Origin of the sequence: Stenotrophomonas sp. CFBP8994 (genome assembly GCF_034044835.1) — a bacterium.
Taxonomy (GTDB): Bacteria; Pseudomonadota; Gammaproteobacteria; order Xanthomonadales; family Xanthomonadaceae; genus Stenotrophomonas; species Stenotrophomonas rhizophila_A.
Genome location: NZ_JAXCWT010000002.1, coordinates 21,541 through 47,973 on the forward strand (window position 1 = coordinate 21,541; position 26,433 = coordinate 47,973).

The 26,433-nt window shown below is 67.3% G+C and carries 10 protein-coding genes; 8 read left to right on the forward strand and 2 right to left on the reverse strand.

Going from position 1 to position 26,433, the window contains the following annotated elements; translation table 11 throughout:
* Positions 1-50 precede the first annotated feature (50 nt).
* The 3 genes from SOM39_RS04945 to SOM39_RS04955 all read left to right on the forward strand — a co-directional run bounded on the left by SOM39_RS04945 (position 51) and on the right by SOM39_RS04955 (position 6,726).
* The gene (locus tag SOM39_RS04945) at positions 51-1,835 is read left to right on the forward strand and encodes an autotransporter assembly complex protein TamA (RefSeq protein WP_217539147.1); all 1,785 of its coding nucleotides are present in this window, start codon (positions 51-53) and stop codon (positions 1,833-1,835) included.
* Complete coding sequence (locus SOM39_RS04950) at positions 1,832-5,674, forward strand: translocation/assembly module TamB domain-containing protein (protein ID WP_320457675.1); 3,843 nt, start codon at positions 1,832-1,834, stop codon at positions 5,672-5,674. The genes SOM39_RS04945 and SOM39_RS04950 overlap by 4 nt, the downstream gene beginning before the upstream one ends.
* A 737-nt stretch (positions 5,675-6,411) precedes the next feature.
* Complete coding sequence (locus tag SOM39_RS04955; RefSeq protein WP_320457676.1) at positions 6,412-6,726, forward strand: SymE family type I addiction module toxin; 315 nt, start codon at positions 6,412-6,414, stop codon at positions 6,724-6,726.
* Between the two features lie 212 nt (positions 6,727-6,938).
* Here the strand turns inward: SOM39_RS04955 and SOM39_RS04960 are convergent, their stop codons facing one another.
* Positions 6,939-8,294 (reverse strand): GlcNAc-transferase family protein, encoded by a 1,356-nt coding sequence (locus SOM39_RS04960; RefSeq protein WP_320457677.1) that lies wholly within the window; start codon positions 8,292-8,294, stop codon positions 6,939-6,941.
* A gap of 410 nt (positions 8,295-8,704) precedes the next feature.
* On the opposite strand from SOM39_RS04960, the gene SOM39_RS04965 reads away from it, so the two are divergent.
* Together SOM39_RS04965 and SOM39_RS04970 are read left to right on the forward strand one after the other, a co-directional pair.
* The gene (locus tag SOM39_RS04965; RefSeq protein ID WP_320457678.1) at positions 8,705-9,394 is read left to right on the forward strand and encodes a hypothetical protein; all 690 of its coding nucleotides are present in this window, start codon (positions 8,705-8,707) and stop codon (positions 9,392-9,394) included.
* A 137-nt stretch (positions 9,395-9,531) separates the two neighbouring features.
* Positions 9,532-11,679: a S46 family peptidase gene (locus SOM39_RS04970; RefSeq protein WP_320457679.1), complete on the forward strand. Its 2,148-nt coding sequence runs from the start codon at positions 9,532-9,534 to the stop codon at positions 11,677-11,679.
* An 11-nt stretch (positions 11,680-11,690) separates the two neighbouring features.
* Here SOM39_RS04970 and SOM39_RS04975 read toward each other — a convergent pair whose 3' ends face one another.
* Positions 11,691-12,419 (reverse strand): hypothetical protein, encoded by a 729-nt coding sequence (locus SOM39_RS04975; protein ID WP_320457680.1) that lies wholly within the window; start codon positions 12,417-12,419, stop codon positions 11,691-11,693.
* Positions 12,420-12,606: 187 nt separating this feature from the next.
* On the opposite strand from SOM39_RS04975, the gene SOM39_RS04980 reads away from it, so the two are divergent.
* The 3 genes from SOM39_RS04980 (at position 12,607) to SOM39_RS04990 (ending at position 26,426) form a co-directional block, all read left to right on the forward strand.
* Positions 12,607-13,314, forward strand: a complete 708-nt coding sequence (locus SOM39_RS04980) for a response regulator transcription factor (RefSeq protein WP_320457681.1) — start codon at positions 12,607-12,609, stop codon at positions 13,312-13,314.
* Positions 13,315-13,536: 222 nt separating this feature from the next.
* Positions 13,537-23,076, forward strand: coding sequence for an SdrD B-like domain-containing protein (locus SOM39_RS04985; protein ID WP_320457682.1), 9,540 nt, complete (start codon positions 13,537-13,539; stop codon positions 23,074-23,076).
* Positions 23,073-26,426 (forward strand): hypothetical protein, encoded by a 3,354-nt coding sequence (locus SOM39_RS04990; RefSeq protein ID WP_320457683.1) that lies wholly within the window; start codon positions 23,073-23,075, stop codon positions 26,424-26,426. The genes SOM39_RS04985 and SOM39_RS04990 overlap by 4 nt, the downstream gene beginning before the upstream one ends.
* The last annotated feature ends 7 nt before the right edge of the window (positions 26,427-26,433 follow it).

Genomic DNA, 26,433 nt, shown 5'->3' on the forward strand with positions numbered 1-26,433 from the left:
CACCGCAGCGACGGGCTTCGTTTTTGGCACGATCCCGCTATCCTGTGCCCATGCCGCCTTTGAAATATTTCCTGCCGCTGTTGTTCCTGTCGCTGGCGATCGCCTCGACCGCGCATGCGCGCGGCACCATCGAGAAGGTGGACATCACCGGCCTGGACAGGGACGACGATGCCGAGATGATCGAGAACATCGAAGTCTCGCTGTCGTTGTACGACACCATTGGCAAGGAACAGGGCGAGTCCCGGCTGGAATACCTGCTGTCGCAGGCCGAGCGCCAGACCCGGCGCGCGCTGGAACCGTTCGGCTACTACAACCCGGTGATCACGGTGGAAAGCCCGCGCGAAGGTGAGAACCTGCGCGTGGTGATCCATGTCGATCGTGGTCCGCCCACCCTGGTACGCCGCGAGAACATCGACATCACCGGTCCGGCGCAGCTGGACCAGTACCTGCAGGAAGACCTGGAGAACTTCCGGCCGCGCAAGGGCCAGCGCTTCGAGCACACGCTGTACGACGCCAGCCGCGTGACCATCACCCGGCGCCTGGCCGAACGTGGCTACTTCGATGCCGATTTCACCCAGCGCCGGGTCGAGATCACCCGCGCCGAGAATGCCGCCGACATCGATCTCACCTGGGACAGCGGCCGCCGCTACAACATGGGCGATATCCGCTTCCACCAGGATTACTTCGTGGAGCGCCTGTTCGACCCGCTGGTGTACTGGGAAAAGGGCAGCTACTTCCACGAAGGCAAGCTGGACCGCCTGCGCGAATCGCTGACCAAGCTGGATTACTTCAGCGTCATCGACATCCAGCCGCAGCCGGACCAGGCCGACGAGAACGGCAACGTGCCGGTGGATGTCACCCTGACCCGGGCCAAGCGCAGCATCTACACGGCCGGTATCAGCTACGGCAGCGAAAGCGGCGCCGGTGTGCGCGGCGGCCTGGAGCGGCGCTTCCTCAACAGCCGCGGCCACAAGATGAACACCCAGCTGGACTACGCGCAGAAGCGCAAGAGTCTTGTCACCACCTACCGGATCCCGGCGTTCAAGTGGCTGGACGGGTGGTACGGGCTCACCGCCAGCGCGTATGACGAGCAGACCGACTACATCGACCTTCGCAACTTCAAGCTGATCGGCAGCCGCAGCGGCGAGATCAACGAGAACTGGACGGCCATCGCCTCGATCAATGCCCTGCGCGAGCGCTGGCGCTATGCCTCGGGCACCGAATTCACCAACGCGATCTACAACACCTCCACGCTGGTGTATCCGCAGCTGGTGGCCGACTACGTGAATGTCGACGACCGCCTGGCCCCGCGCAAGGGCATCAGTGGCAGCGCGACCATGCGTGGCGGCATCGAAGGCGCAGGTTCGGATACCAGCTTCGTGCAGGCCAGTGTGATGCTGCGCTGGTTCATTCCGGTCGGCGATGCCGACCGCCTGATCCTGCGCGGCGAAGGGGGTACCACCTGGACCAGCGACCTGGTGGCGATGCCCCCCAGCCTGCGCTTCTTCGCCGGTGGCGACCGCAGCATCCGCGGTTACGCGTTCCGTGAAGTAGGCCCGCGCACGCCTCCGCCGGATAAATTCGCACTGGGTGCCAAGAACCTGGTGACCGCCTCGGCCGAGTACGAGCACTACTTCAAGGGCGGGCCGTGGGGCGGCGCGGTGTTCGTCGATACCGGCAGCGCGTTCGACAACACCATCGACCTGCATACCGGCGTGGGCTTCGGCGTGCGCTGGAAATCACCGGTGGGTCCGGTGCGCGTGGACATCGCGCACGGTCTGAACAATCCGGATTCGAAGTTCCAGCTGTACCTGAGCGTGGGAGCGGACCTGTGAGCACGCCGACCCCGACCACGCCAACCCCGCCGCCGCCGCGCGTGCGCTTCTACCGCAAGCGCCGGTTCTGGGCATGGTCCGGCTTCACCGTGCTGGGGCTGGTGCTGCTGGCGCTGCTGCTGGTGTACTGGCTGCTGCAGACCGTGGCCGGGCGCGATGTGCTGCTGGCCCAGGTGGTGGCGCGGCTGCCGGTGGGCGCCACGCTGACCTGGAGCAAGGTGGATGGCCCGGTGGCCGGGCCGCTGGTGCTGCACAACCTGGATTTCCGCTACGACGACATCCACTTCACCGCCGAGCGCGCGTACCTGGATCCGGATATCCGCCCGCTGCTGGGCCGCAAGCTGCAGCTGGATGCGCTGCAGATCAAGAACGCCACGTTGAACCTGGCCAAGAGCGATGAACCGTTCGAAATGCCCTCGTGGCCCGATTCGCTGCCGCAGATCGAAATGCCGCTGGCGATCCAGGCCGACACCATCATCATCGATGGCTTCCGCATCACCCAGGCGCAGGAGCCGTTGATCGACATCACCAGGCTGCGCGGTGGGCTGGAAATTGCCAACGGCGAATTCCGCGCGCGCCAGCTCAAGGTGGACAGCGACCTGGGCGACTTCCGCGTGGACGGCCGCTATGTGCCGCGCAACGACTATTCCACCGACATCACCATCGGCGCGGTGCTGCCGGCACCGCGCGGGCGCACCCCGGCGCGGCTCGGGCTGGTGGCCCGTGGCAACCTGGACCGCATGGAAATCGCGCTGGCCGGGCATGCCCCCGCGCCGCTGCAGGCCAACCTGGTCTTCGACGGCCGCGACGCACCGGTGTGGAAGGCCAGTGCGCGCAGCAAGGAACTGGATCTGGCCCTGCTGGTGCCGGGCATGGATGCCAGTACCAGCACGCCGCTGTCGCTGGATTTCCAGGCCACCGGAAAGGGCGGGCAGGCCAACCTGCAGGGCCGCATCCAGCAGGGCGACCTGGCGGTGGAGCTGGCGCCGTCCAATGTCGGCCTGGCCGACCAGGTACTGACCGTCTCACCGCTGGTGGTGAAGGGCTTCGGTGGCCAGGCCCGGCTGCAGGGCACCGCCGATTTCCGTGACCGCGAAAATGCCAGCCTGCGCTTTGCGATCGTCGCCAACGACCTGACCTTCGTGCCCGAGGCCGATCCCACCACGCCGGGCGCCGCCAAGCCGGTGCCGGTGACGCTCAACGAAGCGCGCATGGGCCTGGCCGGCACGCTCAAGAACTGGGCGGCGGTCGGCACGGCCTCGGTGGAGCGCGAACAGCAATCGGCCGACCTGACGTTCGATGTGCGCGGCAGCGACACCGCCGCCCGGATCAAGCAGCTGCAGGCCAAGACTCCCGGCGGCGCGCTCGATGTGACCGGCCAGGTGGCGTGGGCGCCGCAGCTGGATTGGGACGTGGCCGCCAAGCTGGCTGCATTCGATCCCGGCTATTTCGTGCCCGGGTGGGATGGCCGCCTGTCCGGCAACGTGGCCTCCAAGGGCCGCCAGCTGCCGCCGCCGGCGGGCAGCCCGGCCGGTACCGCCGGGATCTATGAAGCCACCGTGGACGTGCCCGGCATCAACGGCATGCTGCGCAACCGGCGCGTGGATGCGCAGGGCCGCTTCGCGCTGCGCGGGCAGCAGGGCGAAGGCAACGTGCGCCTGGCGGTGGGCAACAGCCGCCTGACCGCGCGCGGCAGCGTCGGCGACCGCCTCGATGTGCAGGCGCAGCTGGAACCGGTGCAACTGGATGACCTGATGCCCGGCAGCACCGGCACGCTGCGTGGCCAGGTGCAGGTGCGCGGACCGCGCACCGCACCGGACATCACCGCCGACCTGGTCGGCAGCGGGCTGCGCTATGCCGATTACAGCGCTGAAGCGCTCAGCATCCGTGGCCGCCTGCCGTGGCAGGGCAGCAACGGCACCCTGGCGCTGCAGGGCAGCAAGGTGCAGGCCGGCATGCTGCTGGACACGATCAACGTGGACGCGCGCGGCAGTGTGTCCAACCTGCGGCTGGATGCGCAGGCGAAGAACGAACTGGGTGCGGTGGCGCTGGAGGGCGGGGTACGCCAGCAGGGCAATGCATGGCGGGGTGATATCGCCGCGCTGCGGATCGCACCGATCAAGGGCGATGCATGGGCGTTGCGCGCACCGGCCACCTTCGGTATCCAGGGCAGCACCTTCACCCTGACCGACACCTGCCTGGGCGCGGCCACCGGCGGCGCGCTGTGCGCCAGCGCCAACTGGCCGCGTGATGGGTTGAAGGTGCGCGGCGATGCACTGCCGCTGGCGCTGGTGCAGCCGTGGCTGCCGCCGCAATCCGGGCGCCGCCTGCACCTGCGTGGCGAAATCACCCTGGATGGGCAGATCCGCCCGCGCGGCAACGCGTGGGAAGGCAGCGCCAGGATCGCCTCGCTGGAAGGCGGCATCCGCCTGGGCGACAACGCGCGCGGCGAGCTGGTGCGCTACGACCAGTTCTCGGCCACGCTGGAAATGACCCCGGCGCAGATCAACGCCAAGCTCGGTGTCGGCTTCCAGGGCAACGGCTTCGTCGATGCCAAGGTGCAGACCGGCTGGGATGCCAACGCGCCACTCAACGGCGAGCTGTACCTCAACATGTCGCGGCTGTACTGGATCGAGCTGTTCTCGCCGGACATCGTGCGCCCCACCGGCCTGATCGAAGGCCACGTCAGCCTGCGCGGTACGCGCGGCACGCCGTCGTTGGGCGGCGACGCCAAGCTGAGCAACTTCAAGGCTGAATTCCCGGCGCTGGGGCTGACCTTCGACCAGGGCAGCGGCAGCTTCACCGCGCAGCCGGATGGTTCGGCGAAGATCACCGCACAGGCGAACTCGGGCAAGGGCACGCTGTACGTCGACGGCGGGCTGTCGTGGTTCGGCGATGCACAGCCGCTGCAGCTGCATATCCACGGCGAAAACGTGCTGCTGTCCAACACGCCGGAACTGCGCATCGTGGCCAACCCGAACCTCGACTTCACCCTGGCCAAGGCGGCCATGCAGCTGCGCGGCACCGTGCACGTGCCCGAAGCCGACCTGGACCTGGAGCGGCTGGATCGCGGCACCTCGGTGTCCGAAGACGTGGTGGTGCTGGACCCGGCCGATCCGGAAGAAGGCCCGAGCCTGCCGCTGGACATGGACCTGACCGTGAGCCTGGGCGACAAGGTCCGCATGGCCGGCTTCGGCCTCAAGGGCGGGCTGGGCGGCAAGATGCAGGTGTGGGCGCGGCCCGGTCGCGAGATGACCGCCAACGGTGCGCTGGAAGTGAGTGGCCGCTACAAGGCCTATGGCCAGGACCTGACCATCACCCGCGGCAACCTCAACTGGAACTTTAACGCGGTGTCCGACCCGCGCATCAACATCCGTGCAGAGCGCCGGGTGGGTGATGTCACCGCCGGCATCGACGTGACCGGCCGCGCGCAGTCGCCCCGGGTGGACGTGTGGTCGGACCCGTCGATGTCGCAGTCCGAAGCACTGGCGTTCCTGGTGCTGGGGCGCAGCCTTACCGGCGCCAGCAGCGACCAGACCCAGCAGGTGAACGCGGCCTCGGCGGCGCTGTCGGCCGGCAGCGGCCTGCTGGCCTCGCAGCTGGGCGCCAAGCTCGGCCTGGACGACGCCGGCGTGAGCCAGTCGCGCGCGCTGGGCGGCTCGGTGATCGGCGTGGGCAAGTACATCTCGCCCAAGCTGTACGTCGGCTACGGCGTCTCGCTGGTAGGCAGCGGCTCGGTACTCACACTGAAGTACCTGCTGCGCCGCGGCTTCGACATCGAAATCGAATCCAGCACGGTGGAAAACCGCGGCTCGCTCAACTGGCGAAAGGAAAAGTAGAGCCAGGCCCTGCCTGGCTGCTGACAATGATCGGCGCCACGGCCCACCGGACGTGTGGGGACCTGGCATCGGTAGGGTCGCATCCCAATCGAACGCCGACGCGGCGCCCGCGCCCGGTGAAGGCATTGCAGTAATCGGCATCGCGCCTCCGTCAGCCCGTGTGATTGCGGGTCCGACACCGGTAGGGTCGCATCCCAATCGACCACCGACGCGGCATCCGCGACCGTTGATGGCATTGCAATGATCGGCATCACGCCTCCGTCAGCCATGCAATTGCACAGGTCCATGCGTCAAAGCGATCGCCCACATTGTCGGCAGTCGTTTGGGAACCGACCCTACCGCGCGGTACATGCCGAATGCGGCATGGAAAATCCTGGCGTTTCATGCTGCGCAGAGCGCACAGAAAGAAAGTTCGCCTACCGCATCACACTTCGCGATGTGCTTGCACCGCAATGGATGCAGGGCACTCGCGGTCCATTTCCGACGCAGTGTTAGGCACCGCCTACCGGTTCGACCAAATCAACAGATAAAACCGAATTCCGATATCGTCATCGCGTACGCATGGTAGGTCCTGAGTCTAAAAGCTCAGCAATTCAGCAAGCTTGATGTACTGCGTCGGGAGGGTGGCGGAATACAACACCCTCGTGGAAATACGTCGCACCGTTTCTTGCTAACGGCTTTTAGCCTCCCGACTCCCTCGCCATCCCGGCGAGGGAGACATCCAGGAGAGGCCTACCATGCACGACAACAACGATGATTCCCGCGCCGACGCCCGATCCCGCGTCACCTACCACTGGCGCATGCCCCGCACCGTCCTCATCGGCGCAGACCGTCAAGACGACGACGAACCCAGGCCCGGCGAAGTGCTGATCCCCTCACTGCACCTGCGCGGCATGTGGATGACCACCGCCGGCATGGAAACCGGCTCGCGCGTGAGCCTGCACATCGCACCCGGCTGCCTGCTGCTGCGCATGGTCAACCCGGTAGTACGCGTCGCCTGCCGCCCGGGCTGGTACCAGGCCGCGCAGGATTCCACCCGCGCGCGCTGGTAGGGTCGCATCCCAATCGACCGTCGGCTCTGCATCCGCATTCGGTGATGGCATTGCGATGATCGGCATCGCGCCTCCGCCAGCCGTGCGATGGCGCCGGTCCATGCGCCAAAGAGATCGCGACCAGAGTCGGCGGTCGTTTGGGAATCGACCCCAGAAGGAACGCACCGGCAGACAATCAACGCGTGGACCGGACAAGTCACGGCCCGCGTCCGTCAAGAACTCACTTCGTCTGCTGTGATGGAGAAGAAGCGCTCCGCACCTGCATGGTTAGTACGGCAGTTGAGCAGAAGCTTGGTCGGCAACTGATCCGGGCTCGTCGAGAAGTTACGAACAAACGTAAGGGCACGTTGCTCGACCAAGGCCAGGATATCAGTCGAAGTTAGTCGTCTGACGAGGGATTCAGCACCCGAATGATTCTGCATCATGATTTCAACCTCATGAACCTCAATGTCGTCGATCAGTGTGAGGCAAACTGAGATTCGCAACATCCGCCTGCATATCAAGCCGGACTCCCAGTCTTTGGTGCCCAGGAGAACGTGCGCTTCGTCCGGCTCGCCGGGTAGCAAGGAGTCTCGATGAACGCCGCGATGCGAGAAGCTGAGTCCCGCAAATCGCTCGTAGTGGTGAAGTGACCGACGGCTACCCAGCCCATACGGCGATCTTGTCACTGAGTTCGGAGAATCGATCGCGAGCAGGAATCTCGCATGCTGGACCGAGACATGCGCCATATCGTCAGCGCTCTTGGCGATGGAGCCACCAACCTTCAGGTCCTCTGTGAGATCTTCCCATACCTCTGGTGCGGACGACTCGTAGTCGTGCCAGAGAAGCGGCACGTGGGGATGAAAGAAGTCATAGCCATGGCTATGAGCTCGTACCGCCATGACTATCTCTTCTGTGAAGAAGAAGTGGTTCGGATCTTGTCCGACTTCGTCAACAAACATCCCGTCCGAGAAGACAAATCCGCCGCTCATGAATCGAGCCCTCAGTGGAGCTGAGAACCTTCCATCACCTGGAAGCATCACCGACTTGAATCTGACTATGCCCATAGGTGTGAACTCGTCAGCCAGCATTACGGCCGACTGCTCCTGTCGGCCACTTGGGTAGGATGCAGGCGAGAAAGCAGGTGGATAGCCCGTCAGTAGCGGTTTGGCGGAGCGGCTTCTCAAGTCCTCAAGCATTGCGACCATCTGGCCATCCCAATTGGAGACGAACCGGTGGTGGGCATCGATCTGCAAGTTGTACTTCTCACCTTCAAATCTCTGCTGAGCAATGCTCCTCGCCCAGCCAGCGCCCTTCGCCTCCAGGAAGGGAACGTCGATAAGCTCGATCTGGACTCCAATGAACTCCAGAAAGTGCACGTCATAGGGGCCATTTGATTGCGAGGACAGGAACTGAAAGCCCTGGCAGGTAAAGGTGTCGATTGATTCCTCAGCGTCATGTTGCCAGCAAATCACAATACGAAGCTGTCTCGGAGCGCGTGCCTGTTGGGCAATGTCAATGAGCGTCGGAACAAGCTGTGGGTCTCGGTAGCTGGGAATCTGAACAAAGATGCGACGAATGTTGGTCATTGGACCATGATCCATCCAGCGCGCGTTGGTGAGATGAGATCGAGGCCACAACTTGAACGTAACACGCCGAATTTAGGAGTAGTACGAGTGAGCAAGCGACGGGCTGCCCGAACACTTCTCCCGTGGCAATTCGTCCACGAAGATGGAGAAGACAATGAAATCCAGTGTCGTCAGCGGATTACTGGTCGGGACGGGTTTGGCCCTCAGCGCAGGGGAAGTGGAGGCAGCATCTACGATCGTATTCAAAGGGGATCGATACTATTGCCAAACAAGTTGTCAGGTCGCAGTGTCGGGCGGAAATGCATGGGTAGTGGATGCGGCGGGCGGCTGGGTTCAGGGACCTTCGCGACGCCCGATTCCTACTTACCCGCCTGGGACCTGTGAAGCGTACGGTTGTCCGTGGAGGTGAGATGGAAAACTTGATTCCGAGCCGCATGGAGCGGGGCGTTGCGATGCCCCGCGCGATACGCGCCACGCTACTCCTCGTCCTGAGCCAGTGTGCTGGCTGCTCGCACGAGGAGGCTGCCAATCCAAACGCCGTTAATCTGGAGCCCAAGTCGAGTGCAGGGTACGCCAATCAACTGGAGATCAAGGATGCTCGTGCTGGAGACGAGCGGCCTGACATCAACGCGGAGACGCGTGCTGTCGGCCAGCAGTCCTTGGAACCTCCCAACTCCGTCTACCTGGCGACAGAGACCAGGTTCATCGAGCATGGTGGTCTATCCCGCGTCCGCGCCGACGAGGTTCTTGAATCACGCGAACAATTCTTCCGTGCTCTGGATGAAATGAGTTCCGACGCCGCCAAGAGCATGGAGGCGCAGGATCAGGCAGCTCACTATCGCAGTGCGTTGACGCAGGCAGTCGGCGCCGATGGCGCGGTGGCCAGCTTTTCCTGTGGATTAAGTATGTGCATGGGGACGGTGCAGACTCGAAAGGAGGTAGACAACGAGCAATGGACCCTACGGTTCCTGGAGGCCGATTCGACGCGCGTTTTTGGTCACATGAGTGCAATGGAACAAGTCGGCAACCTCCATGAGAGTCGTTTCATCTTCTCAACGGATCCGAACTTGCCGGGAATCGTTGTACCCATCAACGATTGAGCCGGTGATGGCACTGCGATCGTCGGAAGCGCACCTCCGCTGAATGGGCGCTGCCGCCCACCCCTGACCATCGGGCGTTGCCCCGCGCGCGCCCAGTGGCTAAGGTGCCCGCTCGTTCCGCCGTACTGGATGCACCCATGCCCGCACGCAAGCCCCTCAGCGCCGCCCTGGCCCTTGGCCTCACCCTCGCCGCCGGCGCCCACGCCGACGAAGGCATGTGGATGCCGACCCAGCTGCCGGACCTGGCCAAGCCGCTGAAGGCCGCCGGGTTCAAGGGCAACCCGGCCGACCTGGCCAACGTGACCGCCGCGCCGCTGAGCGCCGTGGTGCGTGCCGGTGGCGGCACCGGTTCGTTCGTCTCCGACGATGGCCTGCTGCTGACCAACCACCATGTGGCCATGGGGGTGATCCAGTACAACAGCACCGCCGAGCACAACCTGATCGACGGCGGCTTCATCGCCCAGGGCCGCAGCGATGAGCGCCCGTCCAACCCGGATTTCCGCGTGCTGGTCACCACCGGCTTCGACAAGGTCACCGATGAGGTGCTGCGCGACGCGCGCGGCAAGACCGGCCGCGCCTACTTCGACGCAGTGGACCGCGCCAGCAAGCGGCTGGTGGCCGAGTGCGAGCAGGAAGGCAACGTGCGCTGCAGCGTGGCCGACATGTACTACGGCACCGATTTCTACCGCATCCGCCAGCTGGAACTGAGCGATGTGCGGTTGGTGTACGCGCCGCCGCGCGCGATCGGCAACTACGGCGATGAGATCGACAACTTCATGTGGCCGCGCCACACCGGCGATTTCACCCTGCTGCGCGCCTACGTGGGCAAGGACGGCAAGCCGGCTGCCTACAGCCCGGACAACGTGCCTTATCACCCGCCGGCGCACCTGAAGATGTCGGTCGACGGGCCGAAGACAGGTGATTTCGCCATGCTGGCCGGTTACCCGGGCATCACCTACCGCCACCGCACGGCGGCCGAGTTCGCCGGCCAGATCGACGCGGTGCTGCCGCGCAGGGTCGCGGTGTTCCAGCAGATGATCGACACCATCGAAGCGACCACGGCCAAGGATGCGCAGGCGCGCACCCGCTATGCCGCGCAGCTGCAGTCGCTGAAAAACAACCGCAAGCGTGCCGCCGGTGAGCTGGAAGGCCTGCTGCGCAGCGATGCCAAGACCCAGCGCGCCACCGATGAGGCGGCGATGCTGAAGGCTACCGATGCGACCTGGCAGCCGGACATCCAGGCGCTGCTGGGCTCGCTGTCGCAGGGCGCGTCGATGGGCGAGCGCGATTTCGTGCTGGAACAGGCCGCCGCGCAGAGCCAGCTGCTGCGTTCGGCGCTGCTGCTGGAGCGCCTGCGCATCGAATCGGCCAAGCCCGATACCGAGCGCGAAAGCGGCTACCAGCAGCGCGATCAGGCGCTGATCGAAGGCACCCTCAAGCAGGTCCAGCGCCGCTACGCGCCGGAGGTCGAGAAGGCGCTGCTGACGAATCTGCTGACCCGCTACCAGCAGTTGCCCGATGCACAGCGCGTGCCCGAGTTCGACGCCGCGTTCGGCCGTACCCCGGCCGCGCTGGCCAAGGCGTTGGACGCGCTGTACAGCGGTACCCGGCTGGGTGATGAAGCCGAACGCCTGAGTCGCTTCGCCGCTGCGAAGGAAGGCAAGGCATTGGCGCGCGACCCGCTGATCGACCTGGCCGGCCCGCTGGTGGCCGCGCAGCTGCGCATGGAGGGTGAGCGCAAGGAACGCGAAGGCGAGCAGCTGCGCCTGCGCCCGGCCTACATGCAGGCGCTGTTTGCGTGGCGGGCAAAGCAGGGCAGGGCGGTTTACCCGGACGCCAACCGTACCCTGCGCATCAGCTACGGCAAGGTGGAAGCGCTGTCCCCGCGCGATGCGGTGCATTTCGATCCGGTGACCACCGTGGCCGGCATCGTCGAGAAGAACACCAATGCATTCCCGTTCGATGCGCCCAAGCCGTTGCTGGCGGCCATCGCCAAGGGCGATTTCGGCAGCACCGCCGACCCGGTACTGAAGACCCAGACGGTCAACTTCCTGACCAACCTGGATACCACCGGCGGCAACTCCGGCTCACCGGTGCTCAATGCACGCGGCGAGCTGATCGGGCTGAACTTCGACAGCAACTGGGAATCGGTCAGCGCCAGCTGGTGGTTCGACCCGCGCTTCAAGCGCGCCGTGCACGTGGACATGCGCTACCTGCGCTGGCTGCTGGCCAAGGTCTACCCGGCGCCGGCACTGCTGACCGAAATGGGCGTGCCGGCCGAGTAGGCCGGCGCCCTTCAACGGGCCAGCGGCGTCAGCCCGGTCCAGTCCATCTGCAAGGGCGCGAGCAGCAGATCCAGTTCGTTGCCCAGCGGGTTGCCGGGGTCCCAGACGTTGGGGTTGGCTGCAGCGTGCGAGCGCTCTGGCGGCGCGGCGCCGTTCCACGCCACCAGGGTCAGCTTCATGCCGCCGCGGTGAACGCCTGCCACCGCGTCCAACTGCTGCGCACCCAGTGCCCGTACTTCTGTGGGCTGAAAGCCCAGCCGCTCGGCCTTGGCCAGCAGCTTGACGGCAATATCGCTGACTGCCAGCTCGCGCCAGGTCAACGTTACCGGCACCGGCAGCAACGAGAACTCGCGGCGTAGTTCATGCAGCACGTGGGCATGGATCTGGCTCTGCGGCCGCCGCACGGCGGGATCGCCTCCGGGATCAAGCGGCAGTGCCGCTTCCACTTCGTGCAGGTAGTGCACCAGCTGCAGCGTGCGGTGTTCATCCGCACTGAGCGGACCGAAAGGGGAACCGGCTACCGGAACCGCCAGCCGCTGGTAGATCTGCGCCATCGGCCAACGGCTGGTACGGTCAGCCGGCGGAGGGGTTTCAGTGACGGCTCGGGCGTTCCAGACCGAATACAGCAGGTTGCTGAGCGCGTTGCAGGTGACCTCGCGTTGGTCCGCGGGCAGCGAGGTTTCCAGGCGGTGGCGCAAGAGCGGGGTGAGTATGGCGGGCGGCGAGGTGGCTACGGGCATGCTGGAACTCCGTGGGAACGAGGGGCGGTCAACGCTGCCTGCCCCGATCCACACGAACAAGCGGCAACCACGACGCCCCACTGTCGCTTGCACCCACACGCCCCGGCACTGCGGCTTTTGTAGCATTTGGCGGGTTCCCGGGCGGCGGCTAGACTGCAGGCTGGATCCGGAGGAAGCGACGCACCACGTGACTGCAGTACGGGAACTTGAAGGGCTGAAGGTCTGGGTGGTTGAAGACGACCCGGAGCTGCTTGCACTGCTGCTGGACGACCTGGCCTGGCGCGGCGCGACCGTGCGTGGCCTGGACAGCGCCGAAGCCCTGTACCGCGCGCTGCTGAGCGACCGCTGCGACATCGTGGTGCTGGACGTGGGCCTGCCTGGCGAAGACGGCTACACGGTGGCGAGCCACCTTCGCGCCTCGGCCTCGATCGGCATCGTGATGTTGACCGGCCGTGGCGATCCCCGTGACATGGCGCTGGGCCTGACCCAGGGCGCCGACCTGTATCTGGTCAAGCCACCGGACCTGGATGTGCTGGCAGCCGGCCTGCACAGCCTGCGCCGCCGCCTGTCGCCTCCTTCCACCGCGCCGGCCCCCGCCACGGCGCCGCCACGCTGGCGATTGGCCGATGACGGCTGGACCCTGCACGCACCGACCGCCGCCACACTGGCGCTGACGATGATGGAGCGCGGCGTGCTGCAGTTGCTGTTCGCGGCCAACGGCGGCGCCGTCACCCGCGAGCAGCTGATCGCCAACATCACCGACACCCCGTGGGATTTCGATCCGCACCGCCTGGATGTGCTGGTCCATCGCCTGCGCACGCGCGTGCGCAGCGCCACCGATGTCGAGCTGCCGATCCGCGCGCTGCGCGGCCAGGGCTACCTGCTTACCGCCTGACCCGCGCGGGTCTGTGTGAGCCGGTGTGAGCGTGCGTGAGCCGCCGGCACTGACTTGCCTTCACGGCAACATCACAATCCGCCCCGCCCGGCACCGTCGGCGACGTCTGTCGCCTGCAGGCCTGGGATTCATCTGACAGGGGACGTCTGGACCGGTTGCGTTGGGTACGCATCGTGCGGCGTTCCCTGTGAACGCTGCAACGACCGGAACAGGGGAAAACGCATGTCCATCCAGAGCGATCGCGCAGGTATCTGCGCGGCGGCAACGCCGTTTGAGCGCACGCAGGCGCAGTCCTGGCGGTTGTCGCTGCGCCGCGCCCTGCTGGCCCTGCTGATGGCGCTGCCACTACCCGCACTCGCCATCGACCTGCAGATCACCGACTTCTCCGACACCGGTTACGACCCGGTGCCGGCCGGCACCACGGTGATCTACAACGTCAAGGTCGAAAACGGCGCCAACGACACCGCCAGCGGCAGCGTGACCCTGTTCGACCTGCCCGCCGGCACCGCGCTGGGCGGCACCGCCCCGGCGGGCTGCAGCGCCTCGGCCGGCGCTGCCGGCACTACCCGCGTGGTGTGCACGAACCCGGCATTGAATGCCTCCACGGCGCCCTACGAATTCAAGCTGCCGGTCACCACCATCGCCTCGCAGCCGGCCACCATCACCGTGCGTGCCGCGATCGGTTTCGCCAACGCGCTGCCGCCGGCGACCACGCCGATCAACTCGCTGCAGAACACCGACCCGTTCTTCGGCAGCGATACCAACGTTGCCAACAACCGCACCAGCCAGAACACCACCATCCAGGCGGCGGCCGACCTGGAACTCAGCAAGAGCGCCACGCCCGATCCGGTGATTGGCGGCGGTGAAGTCACCTACACCCTGACCGTGCGCAACGCCGGCCCCAGCGTCACCACCGGCTTCCGGGTCGCCGATACGCTGCCGCCGAACGTCACCCTGGTCGGCGCGCCGACCGGTGCGGACTGGGCCTTCACCCAGCAGAACGGCACCTACAACGGCACCCTGGCGGTAGGCGCGAGCACCAGCTATTCGTTCCGCGGCAAGGTCAATGTCGGCACCGGCAACATCGTCAATTCGGCGGTGGTCAACGCCGGCAACGTGCCCGACCCGGTGCCGGACAACAACGCTGCCCAGGTGACCACGCAGGTGACCGCCGGTGCGGACCTGCTGGTGTCCAAGTCGGTATCGCCCGCGCCGGCAGCCGCCGGTTCGGTGGTCACCTATACGCTGACCGCGCGCAACGATGGTCCCAGCGCCGCCACCACGGTGGTTCTGCGCGATGCGCTGCCGGAAGGTTTCATCGTCAACGGGGTATCCGGACCCGGCGGCTGGTCGTGCAGCAACAACGCCGAGCGCACCGTGGTCACCTGCAACGTCGCAAGCTTCGCACCGGGCGCGCAGGCGCAGATCGCGATCCAGGCGCAGGTGCCATCCACCGGCACCAACAGCAGCGGCATGGTCACCAACACCGCCCAGATCAGCGCGGCCACGCCGGACCCGGTGCTGACCAACAACGAAGGCAGCGTCGGCCTGACCGTCATCCCCGACGGCGCCGATCTGCGCATGACCAAGACCAAGACCCCGGCGCTGGTACCGGTGTGGAACAACACCGGCCTGCGCACCGACAGCGTGATGACCAGCACCCTGCGCGCGCAGAACCTGGGCCCGCGCACGGTCACCGGCAACCTGCAGCTGGTCGATACGCTTGCCGCGGGCGAAGAGTGGGTCGATGCCAGTGGGCAGCCCTACGCGGCGGGCGTGCCCGTGACCGTGGGCGGTTTCAGCTGCAGCGTGGACCGCGCCTGGAGCGGGGCCCCGGCGCAGGTCGTCACCTGCACCCAGACTGGTGGCTACCCGGTTGCGGTCAACGGCAACTCCGCCGCGCTGACCCTGTACACGCTTGCGCGCCTGCAGGGCACGCTGGCCAATACCGCCTGTACCGGCGGCAGCGGCGGTTCGGCCGAACCGACCACCGCCGGTGGCATCAACCTGGATCCGAACACCGGCAATGACTGCACCGGCGGGCAGAGCCGCGCCACCGACGCCCGGGCCGACCTGTCCATCACCAAGCGCACCAATGGCGCTGGCGACGCGGACAACGTGATCCGGGAAGCGGATGGTGGGGTCAGCTACACGCTGCAGGTCACCAACAACGGCGCAACCACCACCGGCGTGGTGGTCAACGACCCCATCCCGGGCTTTGTCACCGGCAGCACCACCGTCACCAAGAACATCGTGCCGGCCGGCTGGACCTGCGATGTGGTCGGCAGCGGCTACATCTGCCGCTCCGCCGGCACCGCGCTCGCGGCCGGCGCCACCGCCACGATCGTGTTCACCGTCAACCGTGGTCTGTTCGACAGCCAGAGCCAGGCCGCCGGTACCTGCGGTGGCGTGGCGATGCCGGCCGGCCGTTTCTGCAACACCGCTGGCGTCAGCATCGATCCGACCGTGAGCGGTTCGATCGGCGAAGCCAACCCGGGCAACAACAGCGCCTCGGACTGGGTGCAGATCGACCCGGTGGCCAACGTGGCCACCACCGCCAAGGACATCACCTCCGGCAGCCCGGGCCGCGCCGGCGTCAACACCACCTACCGCATCACCTACCAGAACCGGGGTCCGTCCACGGCCCGTGGTGTGGTGTTCAGCGATACCTTCACCCTGCCGGCCAATGACGCCGGTTTCGTATTGATTTCGGCGGTGCGCACCGGCAGCGGCAGCACCGCGTGCAGCGTGACCTCCAACGATGCGGCGATCAGCTCGGCGCCCGCCCCGGGCGGCACCTCGTGGTTCAACACCGGCGGCGCGCCCGCCACGCTGCGGCTGACCTGTGCGCCGCAGGACATGGCCAACAACTCCACCCAGACCATGACGGTGGTGATCCGCCCGAACGTCAACAGCGGTAACACCGGCCGCCGTTTCACCAACGATGGCTCGTTCCATTTCGATCCGGACAACACCGGCAGTCCGGTACCGGCCAGCGGTGTCGACGGCAGCGGGCGCAGCTACAACTACAACAGCCGCACCGACGATGACCTGCGCGCCGCCGCGCTGGATTTCACCGCGGGTGAAGTGGACCTGATCGTCAACAAGATCGACCAGAACTTCGCCGGCGCGGTAGATCCGCTGGGCTTTGATTCGCGCGTGGGCCAGGAAGCCAACAACTACATCCTGTACCAGGTCAGCGTGCGCAACGACGGCCCGTCGCTGGCCACCCGCACGGTGATCGAAGACACCATCACCCCGGCCAGTGGCGCCAATGTCGCCTTCGTCGGCAGCCGCACCGGCACCGCCACCACCCCGCAGGGCGCGATGGAAGCACCGGGCGTGCGCTGTACCGTTGCCCCAGGCAGCAGCAATCCCACCACGGCGCCGCAGACCCTGTCGTGCAGCATGCCCAGCGTGGGTGTGTCCACCACCGAACAGGGGGCGATCGCCGCCAACCAGACCAGCTACCTGTACCTGGTGTACCAGTACCTCAGCGCGCCGCCGGCCACCGGCGCGACGCTGCTGAACGAGGTCACCGCACGCTCGGCCGAAACCGAGCGCGATACCAGCAACAACAGCGCGGTGCAGGAGACCAGCATCCGCACGCGCTCGGATCTGGCAATGACCAAGACCAGCGTGGTGCTGGCGCCCAATGCCAACCCGACCCAGCCGCTGCCCGCCGCTGCCACCACGATCAGCCTGCGCCAGCCGTTCTGGTACGTGCTGGACGTGGTCAACAACGGCCCGGGCCACAGCCTGTCGCGCGACCGCAGCGGCGACAACCCGCTGCGCGGCGATGGCGTGGTGGTGACCGATACGCTGCCGGCAGGCCTGGAGGTGATCGGCGGCGGCGAAGGCACCAGCTGGCAGAAGGCCGGCAACACCGCCGATGCCGGCGTGGTCAGCAACGGCACCGGCAGCTGCGTGGTGAACGGTCGCAACCTTACCTGCCGCATGGGCGACCTGGCGCTGGACGGCCGCGTCCGCGTGCTGGTGCCCGCGCGCTGGACCACGCTGCCGGCCAATGGCGCCGGCCTCAACACCGCACGCGCCACCAGCGACCAGCTCGACCCGACCCCCGGCAATGACGAAGGCACCAGCACCCACACCGTGGTGCGGTCCTCGCTGACCGGCGTGGTGTTCCAGGACCGCGAGCGCAGCGGCACCGACGGCGGCACGCCGCAGGCCGGCGAACCGACCATTTCCGGCGTCGAAGTCCGCCTCACCGGCACCGATGCCTACGGCAACGCGGTGGCGCTCACCACCACCACCGACGGCAACGGCGCCTACCGCTTCGACAACCTTGCGCCGGCCGGTACCGACGGCTACACGCTGACCCAGGTGCAGCCGGCCGCGTACGTCAATGGGCCGGTGGCACCGCCCGTTGCGGGCGGCCTGGCGCCGTCGGCCGGTGGTACCTATGCCGTGGTCGATCCGGCGATCAGCGCCAACTCGCTCTACTCCGCCATCGCGCTGGGCGCGGGCGTGGACGCCGTGCGCTACAACTTCCCGGAAGTGCGCCGCCCGGCGTTGTCCGGCTTCGTCTACGTCGACAGCAACTACAGCAACACCCGCAACACCGGCGACGCCCCGATTGCCAATGCCACCGTCGAACTGCTCGACGCGGCCGGCAGCGTGGTGGCCAGTGCCACCACCGCCGCCGACGGCAGCTACAGCTTCCCCGGGCTGAACCCGCTGCAGGTGTACACGCTGCGCGAAGTGCTGCCCACCGGCAGCTACCGCAACCGCCCGAGCGCGATCAATCCGGGCCTGGTGGGTACGGCGGCGTGCGCAGGCTGCACCGTGGCCACCGGCGCGGCCGGCGATGCCGCCACCACCGACCGGATCGGCAACATCGACCTGTCGCGCGGCGAAGACGCCACTGCGTTCAACTTCGGCGAAGACGCGGTCACCGCCATCTCCGGCCATGTGTACCTGGACCGCAACGGCAACGGCGACTTCGACGCCGGCGATGCCGGTACGCGCAATTCGCAGGCCAATGGCGGCCTGCAGGGCGTCACCGTCACCCTCATCGGCGCGGGCCCCGACGGCGTGTTCGGTACGGGCGATGACCTGCCACCGGTGGTGGTGCAGACCGACGCGCAGGGCCGCTACGATTTCGACGGCCTGGTGGTCGGGCAGAACTACCGCATCACTGAAACCCAGCCGCAGGGGTATGCGAACGCCGCCGAAAACGCGACCAACAGCATCACCCTCAACGCGCTGCCGTTGACCGGTTCCAGTGGCAACGATTTCGGCGAGGCGCTCGGTTCGCTCAGCGGCGAGGTCTACGAAGACTTCTCCAACGTGGCGGCCAACAACAACAACGGCCGCCGCGACGCCGGTGAAAACGCCATCGCCAACGTCACCGTGACCCTGTCGGGCACGGACGTGCTTGGCAATCCGGTCGTGCTGACCACCAGCACCGATGCCAACGGTGGCTACCGCTTCAGCGACCTGTTGCCGCCGCAGGCCGGCACCGGCTACACCCTGACCGAAACGCAGCCGGCCGGTTACCTGGACGGCAAGCATGCGGCCGGCAATGCGGCCACCCCCGGCAGCACGGCCGTGGCCAACGTCATTTCCGCGATCGCCATCAACGCCGGGCAGGACGCCAGCGGCTACCTGTTTGGCGAACTGGCCAATGCGCCGATCAGCGGCACGGTGTACCTGGACCGCAACGACGATGGCGACAACACCGCCGGCGACATCGGCGTGCCCGGCGTGCAGGTGACCATCGTCGGCAATGGCGCCGACGGCGTGTTCGGGACGCCCGACGACACCACTGTCACCCTGGTCACCAATGCCGATGGCCAGTACAGCTACCCTGGCGCGATCGCCGGCCAGGCCTACCGCATCACCGAAATCCAGCCGACCGGGCTGGGCGAAGGCCGCGAGCAGCCGGGCAACGTCATCCTGATCGCCAACCTGCCCGCCGCCGGCGCCAGCGGCAACGACTTCGGCGAGCTGGCCGCGTCGCTGTCCGGCACCGTGTTCCTGGACCGCAACAACAACGGCGTGCAGGACGCCGGCGAGCCGGGCCTGCCGGGCGTGCAGCTGCAGCTGCCGGCCGGCACGGTCGATGCGCTGGGCAACGCCGTGGTCACCGTGGCGACCGATGCCGACGGCCGCTACCGCTTCGACCACCTGCTGGCCGGCACCTACAGCGTGACCGAGCAGGCCACGCAGCCGTCGTTCAATGGCGGCCCGACCCTCAACGGCCTCACCCGTGCCGGCAGCATCGACGGCGCCATCGTGGGCGTGTCCACGGCCGTGGCCAGCGTGCCGAGCGCGATCAACGCGATCACGCTGCCGGCCGGCAAGGCAGGGACCGCCTATGACTTCGGCGAGATCCTGCCGGTGTCCATCGCCGGCGCGGTGTTCTTCGACGTCGACAACGATGGCGTGCGCAACGGTGCCGCTGAAACCGGCATCGAAGCGGTGACCGTGCAGGTCACCGGTACCGACGACACCGGCGCCAGCGTCTCGGTCAGCGTGCAGACCGGTGCCGATGGCCGCTTCGTGTTCGAAGGGCTGCGCCCGGGCACCTACACGCTTGTTGAACCGCAGCAGCCGGCCGGCACCAGCAACGGCATCACCACCGCCGGCACCGTGGGCGGCACGCCGCGTGGCACTGCCACCCCGATCACCACCGTGCCCAGCGCGATCAGCACCATCGATCTGAGCACCCCGGGCAGCGCCTCGGTGGACAACCTGTTCGGCGAGATTCCGCTCAACAGCGGCATCAGCGGCAAGGTCTGGACCGACCGCAACAATGACGGCGTGGTCGACCCGGGCGAAACCGGCCTGGCCAATGTGCGGGTCACCCTGACCGGCACCGACCTGGCCGGCAATCCGATCAGCCGCGAGACCGTGACCGACGCCGACGGCAGCTACAGCTTCGCCGAGCTGCCGCCGGGCACCTACGTGGTGACCGAACCGGAGCAGCCCACCGGCACCCGCGATGGCCGCACCGTGGCCGGCAGCACCGGTGGCAGCGTGACCGCGCCGGGCACGGCGCCTTCGCAGATCACTGCGCTGGTGCTGGGCGTGAACCAGCAGTCGGTGAACAACAACTTTGGTGAGATTCCGACCGCCAGCATTGCCGGCCGCGTCTACAACGACAGTAACGACAACGGCAGCGTCGACAGCGGCGAAGGCGGCATTGCCGGGGTCAGCGTGGTGCTGACCGGCACCGATGACCTTGGCCAGCCGGTATCGCTCACGTTGAACACCGATGCCGAAGGCTGCTACCGCTTCGAGGGCCTGCGCCCGGGCACCTACACCGTGACCGAGCCGACCCAGCCGCCGCAGACGCTCAACGGCATTACCAGCGCCGGCACCGTCAACGCCGCCCTGGTCGGTGTGGCCAGTGACCGCGCCAGCGTGCCGTCGGCGATCAGCCAGATCGTGCTGCCGCTGGGCATGGACGCGCTGGAGTACAACTTCGGTGAGATCGGCGATTCGCCCGACCTGATGGTCAGCAAGGCGTCCACCAGCACGCGCTTCACGGTCAACAACCTGGCCGGTTACACCATCCAGGTGCGCAACGCCGGCCAACAGCCGAGCCGTGGCGAGTACACGGTGCACGACCGCCTGCCGACGGGCCTGAGCCTGGACAGCCTGCCGGTGGGGACCGGCTGGACCTGCACCGGCGAACCCGGCGCAACCCGCTTCAGCTGCACCAGCCAGCGCGTGCTGGCTGCCGGTGCGGTATCGCCGGACAGCATCGCCGTGGTGGTGCGCGTGGCCGCCGCAGCGGCCGAGGCCGGCACAGTCAACAACGCCGCGCTGGTGGAAGGCGGCGGCGAGAACCCGTTCCGCGCCCCGACCGCAACCGAACGCGCTGCGTTCGAGGGCGAAGTGGGCAACCTGCCGGCGTGCGTGGACACCATCATCCACAACGCCTGCCGCGTGCCCAACAGCGTGCAGCTGGCCGCGTCGGTCGGTGGAACCGTGTGGTTCGACGTGGGCAGCGATGACCAGCTGCTGGATGGCGGCGACCGTCGTCTGTCGGCCTGGATCGTGGAGCTGGTGGACCCCGCCAACGGCCAGGTGGTGAAGACCACCGTGAGTGCGGCTGACGGCAGCTACCGCTTCGGCGATGTGGTGCCAGGCGTGAAGTGGAACATCCGCTTCCGCGACCCGCGCTCCACCGTGCTGTGGCCGTTCCCGGTCACCCGCGAAAGTGCCGGCGGCGTGCAGGAAGCCTGCGACGCCGACGCGGCGATCGCGCGCGGCGGCGTCAGCGCCTGCCGCACCACCGACAACGGCACCAGCCAGCTGGAAGTGGTGCTGCGCGCCGGCGACCACCTCGCGCAGCAGAGCCTGCCGGTGGACCCGTCAGGCGTGGTGTACGACGCCACCACCCGCGACCCGGTTCCCGGTTCGGTGGTGACCCTGGCGCCGGTTGGCCTGTGCAGCGGGTATGACCCGCGAACCAGCGTGCTCAATGCAGCCGGTGGTGGCTATCGCATTGACGGCAACACGATTGCGATGACCGTCGGCAGCGAAGGCTTCTACCAGTTCGCCTTCGCGCCGGCCGCGCCGGCCCGCTGCGAGTTCCAGCTGACCGTCACGCCGCCGGGGGGTTACACCTTCGTGTCGACGATGATTCCGCCGCAGGCGGGCGCGTTGTCGCCGGCCGGCGGTGCCGGTGCCAACCATGTCGTGCAGACCAACACCCAGGCGCCGACCGGCGCGGTGGGTACGGCGACCGAGTACTACCTGACCCTGTTCGCGGGTTCGGCCACCGCAGCGATCGTGCACAACCATCTGCCGCTGGATACGGCGGTGGCCACGGGTCTGGCGATCACGAAGACCGGCGACCGCCAGACCGCCGAAATCGGCGACACCGTGCAGTACACCATCACCGTGCGCCAGACCGCCGGCAGTGCGCTGGCCGCGTTGAACGTGATCGACCGCCTGCCGCGTGGCTTCACCTACATCGACGGCACCGCGCGTGCCGACGGCCGTGCGGTGGCCGACCCGGCCGGCAAGCCTGGCCCGCTGCTGGGCTTCGCGCTGGGGCCGATCACTGTCGGTGGCCAGATCGTGCTGACCTACCGGGTCCGCGTGGGCGTGGGCGCGCAGCAGGGCGACGGCATCAACCGTGCGCAGGCCCATGGCTGTTCGATCAGCGGCGGCTGCATCGACCCGGTGGCGGTCACCCCGCTGCCCGGTTCGCTGGCCTCCAACCGTGCCGAATACCGCGTGCGCGTCACCGGTGGCGTGTTCACCGAACAGGCCTGTGTGCTCGGCAAGGTGTTCATGGACTGCAACAACAACCACCTGCAGGACCGCGAGGAGCTGGGCATCCCGGGCGTGCGCCTGTACTTCTCCGACGGCACCTGGGTGATCAGCGATTCGGAAGGCAAGTACAGCTTCTGCGGCCTGCCGCCGCAGAGCCACACGCTCAAGGTCGACGGCAGCACGCTGCCGGTCGGCGCGCGCCTGACCACCAGCAGCAACCGCAACCTGGGCGACGCCGACAGCCTGTTGCTCGACCTGAAGAACGGCGAGCTGCACCGCGCCGACTTCATCGAAGGCAGCTGCGCCAACCCGGTGCTGGAGCAGGTCAAGGCACGCCGCACCCAGGGAGAGGTGCAGGCGCCGGAAACCGAACCGGGCCAAGCGCCGCTGCGCTTCGAGAGCAAACCCGCACGGGCGCCGCAGCAGGCGACCGACACGGCCAACCAGAGACCGATCGTGCATCCCAGAGCCACACCGCCCGCCGCCGCCACGGAGGGCCAGCCATGAGCCGTGCTTCCGTAGTGCGCCAGCTGCCGCGCCTGAGCCTGCTGGCCTGTGCGCTGGCAACCCTGCCGGCGATGGCCCAGAGCGTGGGTACGCCGGGCCGCTTCACCCCGGTACTGGGCGATGCCAGCACGCTGTACCCGCGCAGCCCCGCCAGCGTGGACGCCGCGCCGGTTGCGGTGCGCGCCGCAGCGGGCACGCTGGACCGCATCGTGGTCGAGCTGGACCGCGACGGCGTGCCGGCCGATGGCCAGAGCCCGGTGCACGTGCGCGTGCAGCTGCTGGACTCCAACGGTCTGCCGCTGGCCGGCACCAGCTACGCGACGATTGAAAACAGTGGCGGCCGGATCCGTCTGCCCGGCTCGCGCACCGATGAGCTCGGTCCGGGTGCGCTGGATGCCGACAAGGTCACCCCGGGCGTGCAGCTGCAGGTGGTCGACGGCGTGGCCGAGTTCGACCTGGTCGCGCCGCACGAGCCGCAGGATGTGCTGCTGCGGATCACCGCAGGGGCCGAAACCGCGCAGGGCAGCATCGGCTTCGTGCCGGAGATGCGCGAGATGATCGCCACCGGCCTCATCGAAGGCGTGGTCAACTTCCGTCGCCACGGCAATGGCAGCCTGGTTTCGCCGGTGGAGCACAACGACGCGTTCGACCGCGACATCCGTCGCTGGGAGCGCCAGTTCAACAACGGCAAGGCCAACGCCGCCGCGCGCACCGCGTTCTTCGTCAAGGGCCGGATCAAGGGCGATGCGCTGCTCACTGCCGCCTACGATTCGGACAAGGACACCCGCGGCCGCCTGCTGCGTGACATCCAGCCCGAGGAGTTCTACCCGGTCTACGGCGACGCGTCGCTGCGCGGCTTCGACGCGCGCTCGGCCGAGCGCCTGTACGTGCGCATCGACAACCAGCGCAGCTACCTGCTGTACGGTGATTTCCAGACCGGCGACGGGCTGGCCACGGCCACCGGCATCGGCGGCAGCGGTCCGATTCCGCAGCGCAGCCTGGGGACCTACAACCGCACCGCCACCGGGCTGGGCTGGCATTTCGAAAGCGAACGCGTGCGCAGCAATGTGTTCGCCATCGAAGATTCCCTGCGCCAGGTGATCGAAGAGTTCCGCAGCCAGGGCAGTGGTCCCTACGCGCTGCGCAACAACGCGGTGCTGGAAGGCAGTGAGCGTGTCGAAGTCATCTCGCGCGACCGCAACCAGCCCACCCGCATCGTGTCGGTGCGGCCGTTGGCGCGGCTGGTGGACTACAGCTTCGAGCCGTTCTCCGGCCGCATCCTGCTCAACCAGTTCCTGCCGGCCTTCGACAGCGACCTCAACCCGGTCTCGCTGCGCATCACCTATGAACTGGACCAGGACACCGAGAAGTTCTGGGTGGTGGGAGCCGACGCGCAGGTGAAGCTCACCGACCAGCTGGAAGTCGGCGCGGCGGCGGTGGATGACCGCAACCCGTATGCGGAATTCCGCATGGGCAGCGCCAACGCAAGCTACCGGTTCGGTGACAACACCCTGCTGGTGGCCGAGTTCGCGCGCACCCAGAGCGAGGTCAACACCAACAGCATCAACCAGATCACCTCGCAGGGCCTGAAGGACGTCACCGGCGAGGTGGAAGGCGATGCCTGGCGCGTGGAATTCGCGCACCGGACCGAGAAGCTGGAAGCGCGCCTGTTTGCCGCCCGTACCGACCCGGCGTTCAACAACCCGGCCGCGCCGCTGTACGGCGGTCGCGGTGAGTACAACGCGCGCGTGGCCTACCAGCTTGGGCCGCGGCTGGAGCTGTACGTGGAAGGGCTGCGCAGCGAAGACCGCAACCCGGACGGTGGCAAGCGCGATGCCGGCGGCGCCGGCGTGCGCATTGGCGCTACTGAACGGCTGACCGTGGACCTGGGCGTGCGCAGCATCCGCGAAACCATCGGCGTGACCTCGCCGTGGTCGTCCGGGGTACCGTTCGGCAATGCCGGCGGGCTGACCGGCGGCTTCGCCACCGGTGCCGGTGGCGGCGCGCTCGGCTACGGCCAGCAGGCGCTGGACCCGGCTACCGGGCTGATGGTGATAAACGGCAGCAGCACCGGCAGTCCGATCACCAGCGACCTGCCGGTGGGCACCGAGCTGGAATCGGACAGCGCCCGCTTCGGCCTGGGCTATCGCCTGAGCGACAAGCTCAGCAGTGGTGCCGAGATCGAGCACAGCGTGAGCGGCGAAGAACGTCGGCGCCTGGCCGCCGGGTTGGACTACCAGGTGTTCGAACGCAGCCGCCTCTACGGCCGCTACGAAAAGCAGACCGGCCTGACCAGCGCCTACGGCATCACCACCACCGACCGAGAGGCCGACGCGCTGGTGTTCGGTATCGACAGCAGCTACCTGCGCGATACCCAGACCTTCAGCGAGTACCGCCTGCGCGATGCGATCAGTGGCCGCGACGTACAGGCCGCCTCGGGTATCCGCAACAACTGGGACATCGCCGAGGGCCTGCGCCTGTCCAGTTCGGCCGAGCACGTGAAGGTGATCGATGGCAGCACCGGTGACAGCACCGGCCTGGCGCTGGCCTTGGACTACGGCGCCAACCCGTTGTGGCGCGGTGCGATACGGGCCGAGCACCGCATCTCCGAAGACGTGCCGGACACCGACACCAATGAGGCGTTCAACACGACGCTGCTGCAGTTCATGCTGGCCCGCAAGCTCAGCCGCGACTGGACCCTGCTGGCCCGCAACTACCTGCTGAGCACGCGTTATGACGCACGCGGCGACGTGCTGCAGGATCGCTTCCAGCTGGGCGTGGCCTACCGCGATACCGACCGCAACCGGATCAACGCGCTGGCCCGTTACGAGTACAAGCTCGAGCGCGACGAGAGCGGGCTGACCCTGGTCGATGGCAGCACCGTGGATGGCAGCAGCCAGGACGTGCGCACCCGCGCACACATTGTCTCTGCCCATGCCGATTGGCATCCGTCGCGGCCGTGGTGGTTCACCGGGCGCGTGGCCGGCAAGTGGCAGCAGGATCAGTTCGCCTACGCCGACGGGGGTCGGGTCGACAGTGACTTCCGCGCCACGCTGCTGTCCGGGCGGGTGGTCTATGACATCACCGAGAACTGGGACATCGGCGTGCTCGGCTCCACGTTCCGCGGCCAGAGCGGCGCCAACCAGTACGCCTACGGCATGGAAGTCGGCCGCCTGCTGCGCCAGAACCTGTGGTTGTCGGCCGGCTACAACTGGACCGGCTTTGCCGGCGACCGCGACCTGAACGGCTATGAGTACACCCAGCAGGGCGTGTTCGTGCGCCTGCGCTTCAAGTTCGACGAAGACCTTTTCCGGCCGGACCCCGTCCGCTACCGCGACCCGGCACGCTGAGGATGCC

What these genes read in the sequence shown, in the direction of transcription:
- SOM39_RS04945 (WP_217539147.1), top strand. Translation starts at nt 51, where the DNA reads ATGCCGCCTTTGAAATATTTCCTGCCGCTGTTGTTCCTGTCGCTGGCG.
- SOM39_RS04955 (WP_320457676.1), top strand. Translation starts at nt 6,412, where the DNA reads ATGCACGACAACAACGATGATTCCCGCGCCGACGCCCGATCCCGCGTC.
- SOM39_RS04960 (WP_320457677.1), bottom strand. Translation starts at nt 8,294, where the DNA reads ATGACCAACATTCGTCGCATCTTTGTTCAGATTCCCAGCTACCGAGAC.
- SOM39_RS04965 (WP_320457678.1), top strand. Translation starts at nt 8,705, where the DNA reads ATGGAAAACTTGATTCCGAGCCGCATGGAGCGGGGCGTTGCGATGCCC.
- SOM39_RS04970 (WP_320457679.1), top strand. Translation starts at nt 9,532, where the DNA reads ATGCCCGCACGCAAGCCCCTCAGCGCCGCCCTGGCCCTTGGCCTCACC.
- SOM39_RS04975 (WP_320457680.1), bottom strand. Translation starts at nt 12,419, where the DNA reads ATGCCCGTAGCCACCTCGCCGCCCGCCATACTCACCCCGCTCTTGCGC.
- SOM39_RS04985 (WP_320457682.1), top strand. Translation starts at nt 13,537, where the DNA reads ATGTCCATCCAGAGCGATCGCGCAGGTATCTGCGCGGCGGCAACGCCG.
- SOM39_RS04990 (WP_320457683.1), top strand. Translation starts at nt 23,073, where the DNA reads ATGAGCCGTGCTTCCGTAGTGCGCCAGCTGCCGCGCCTGAGCCTGCTG.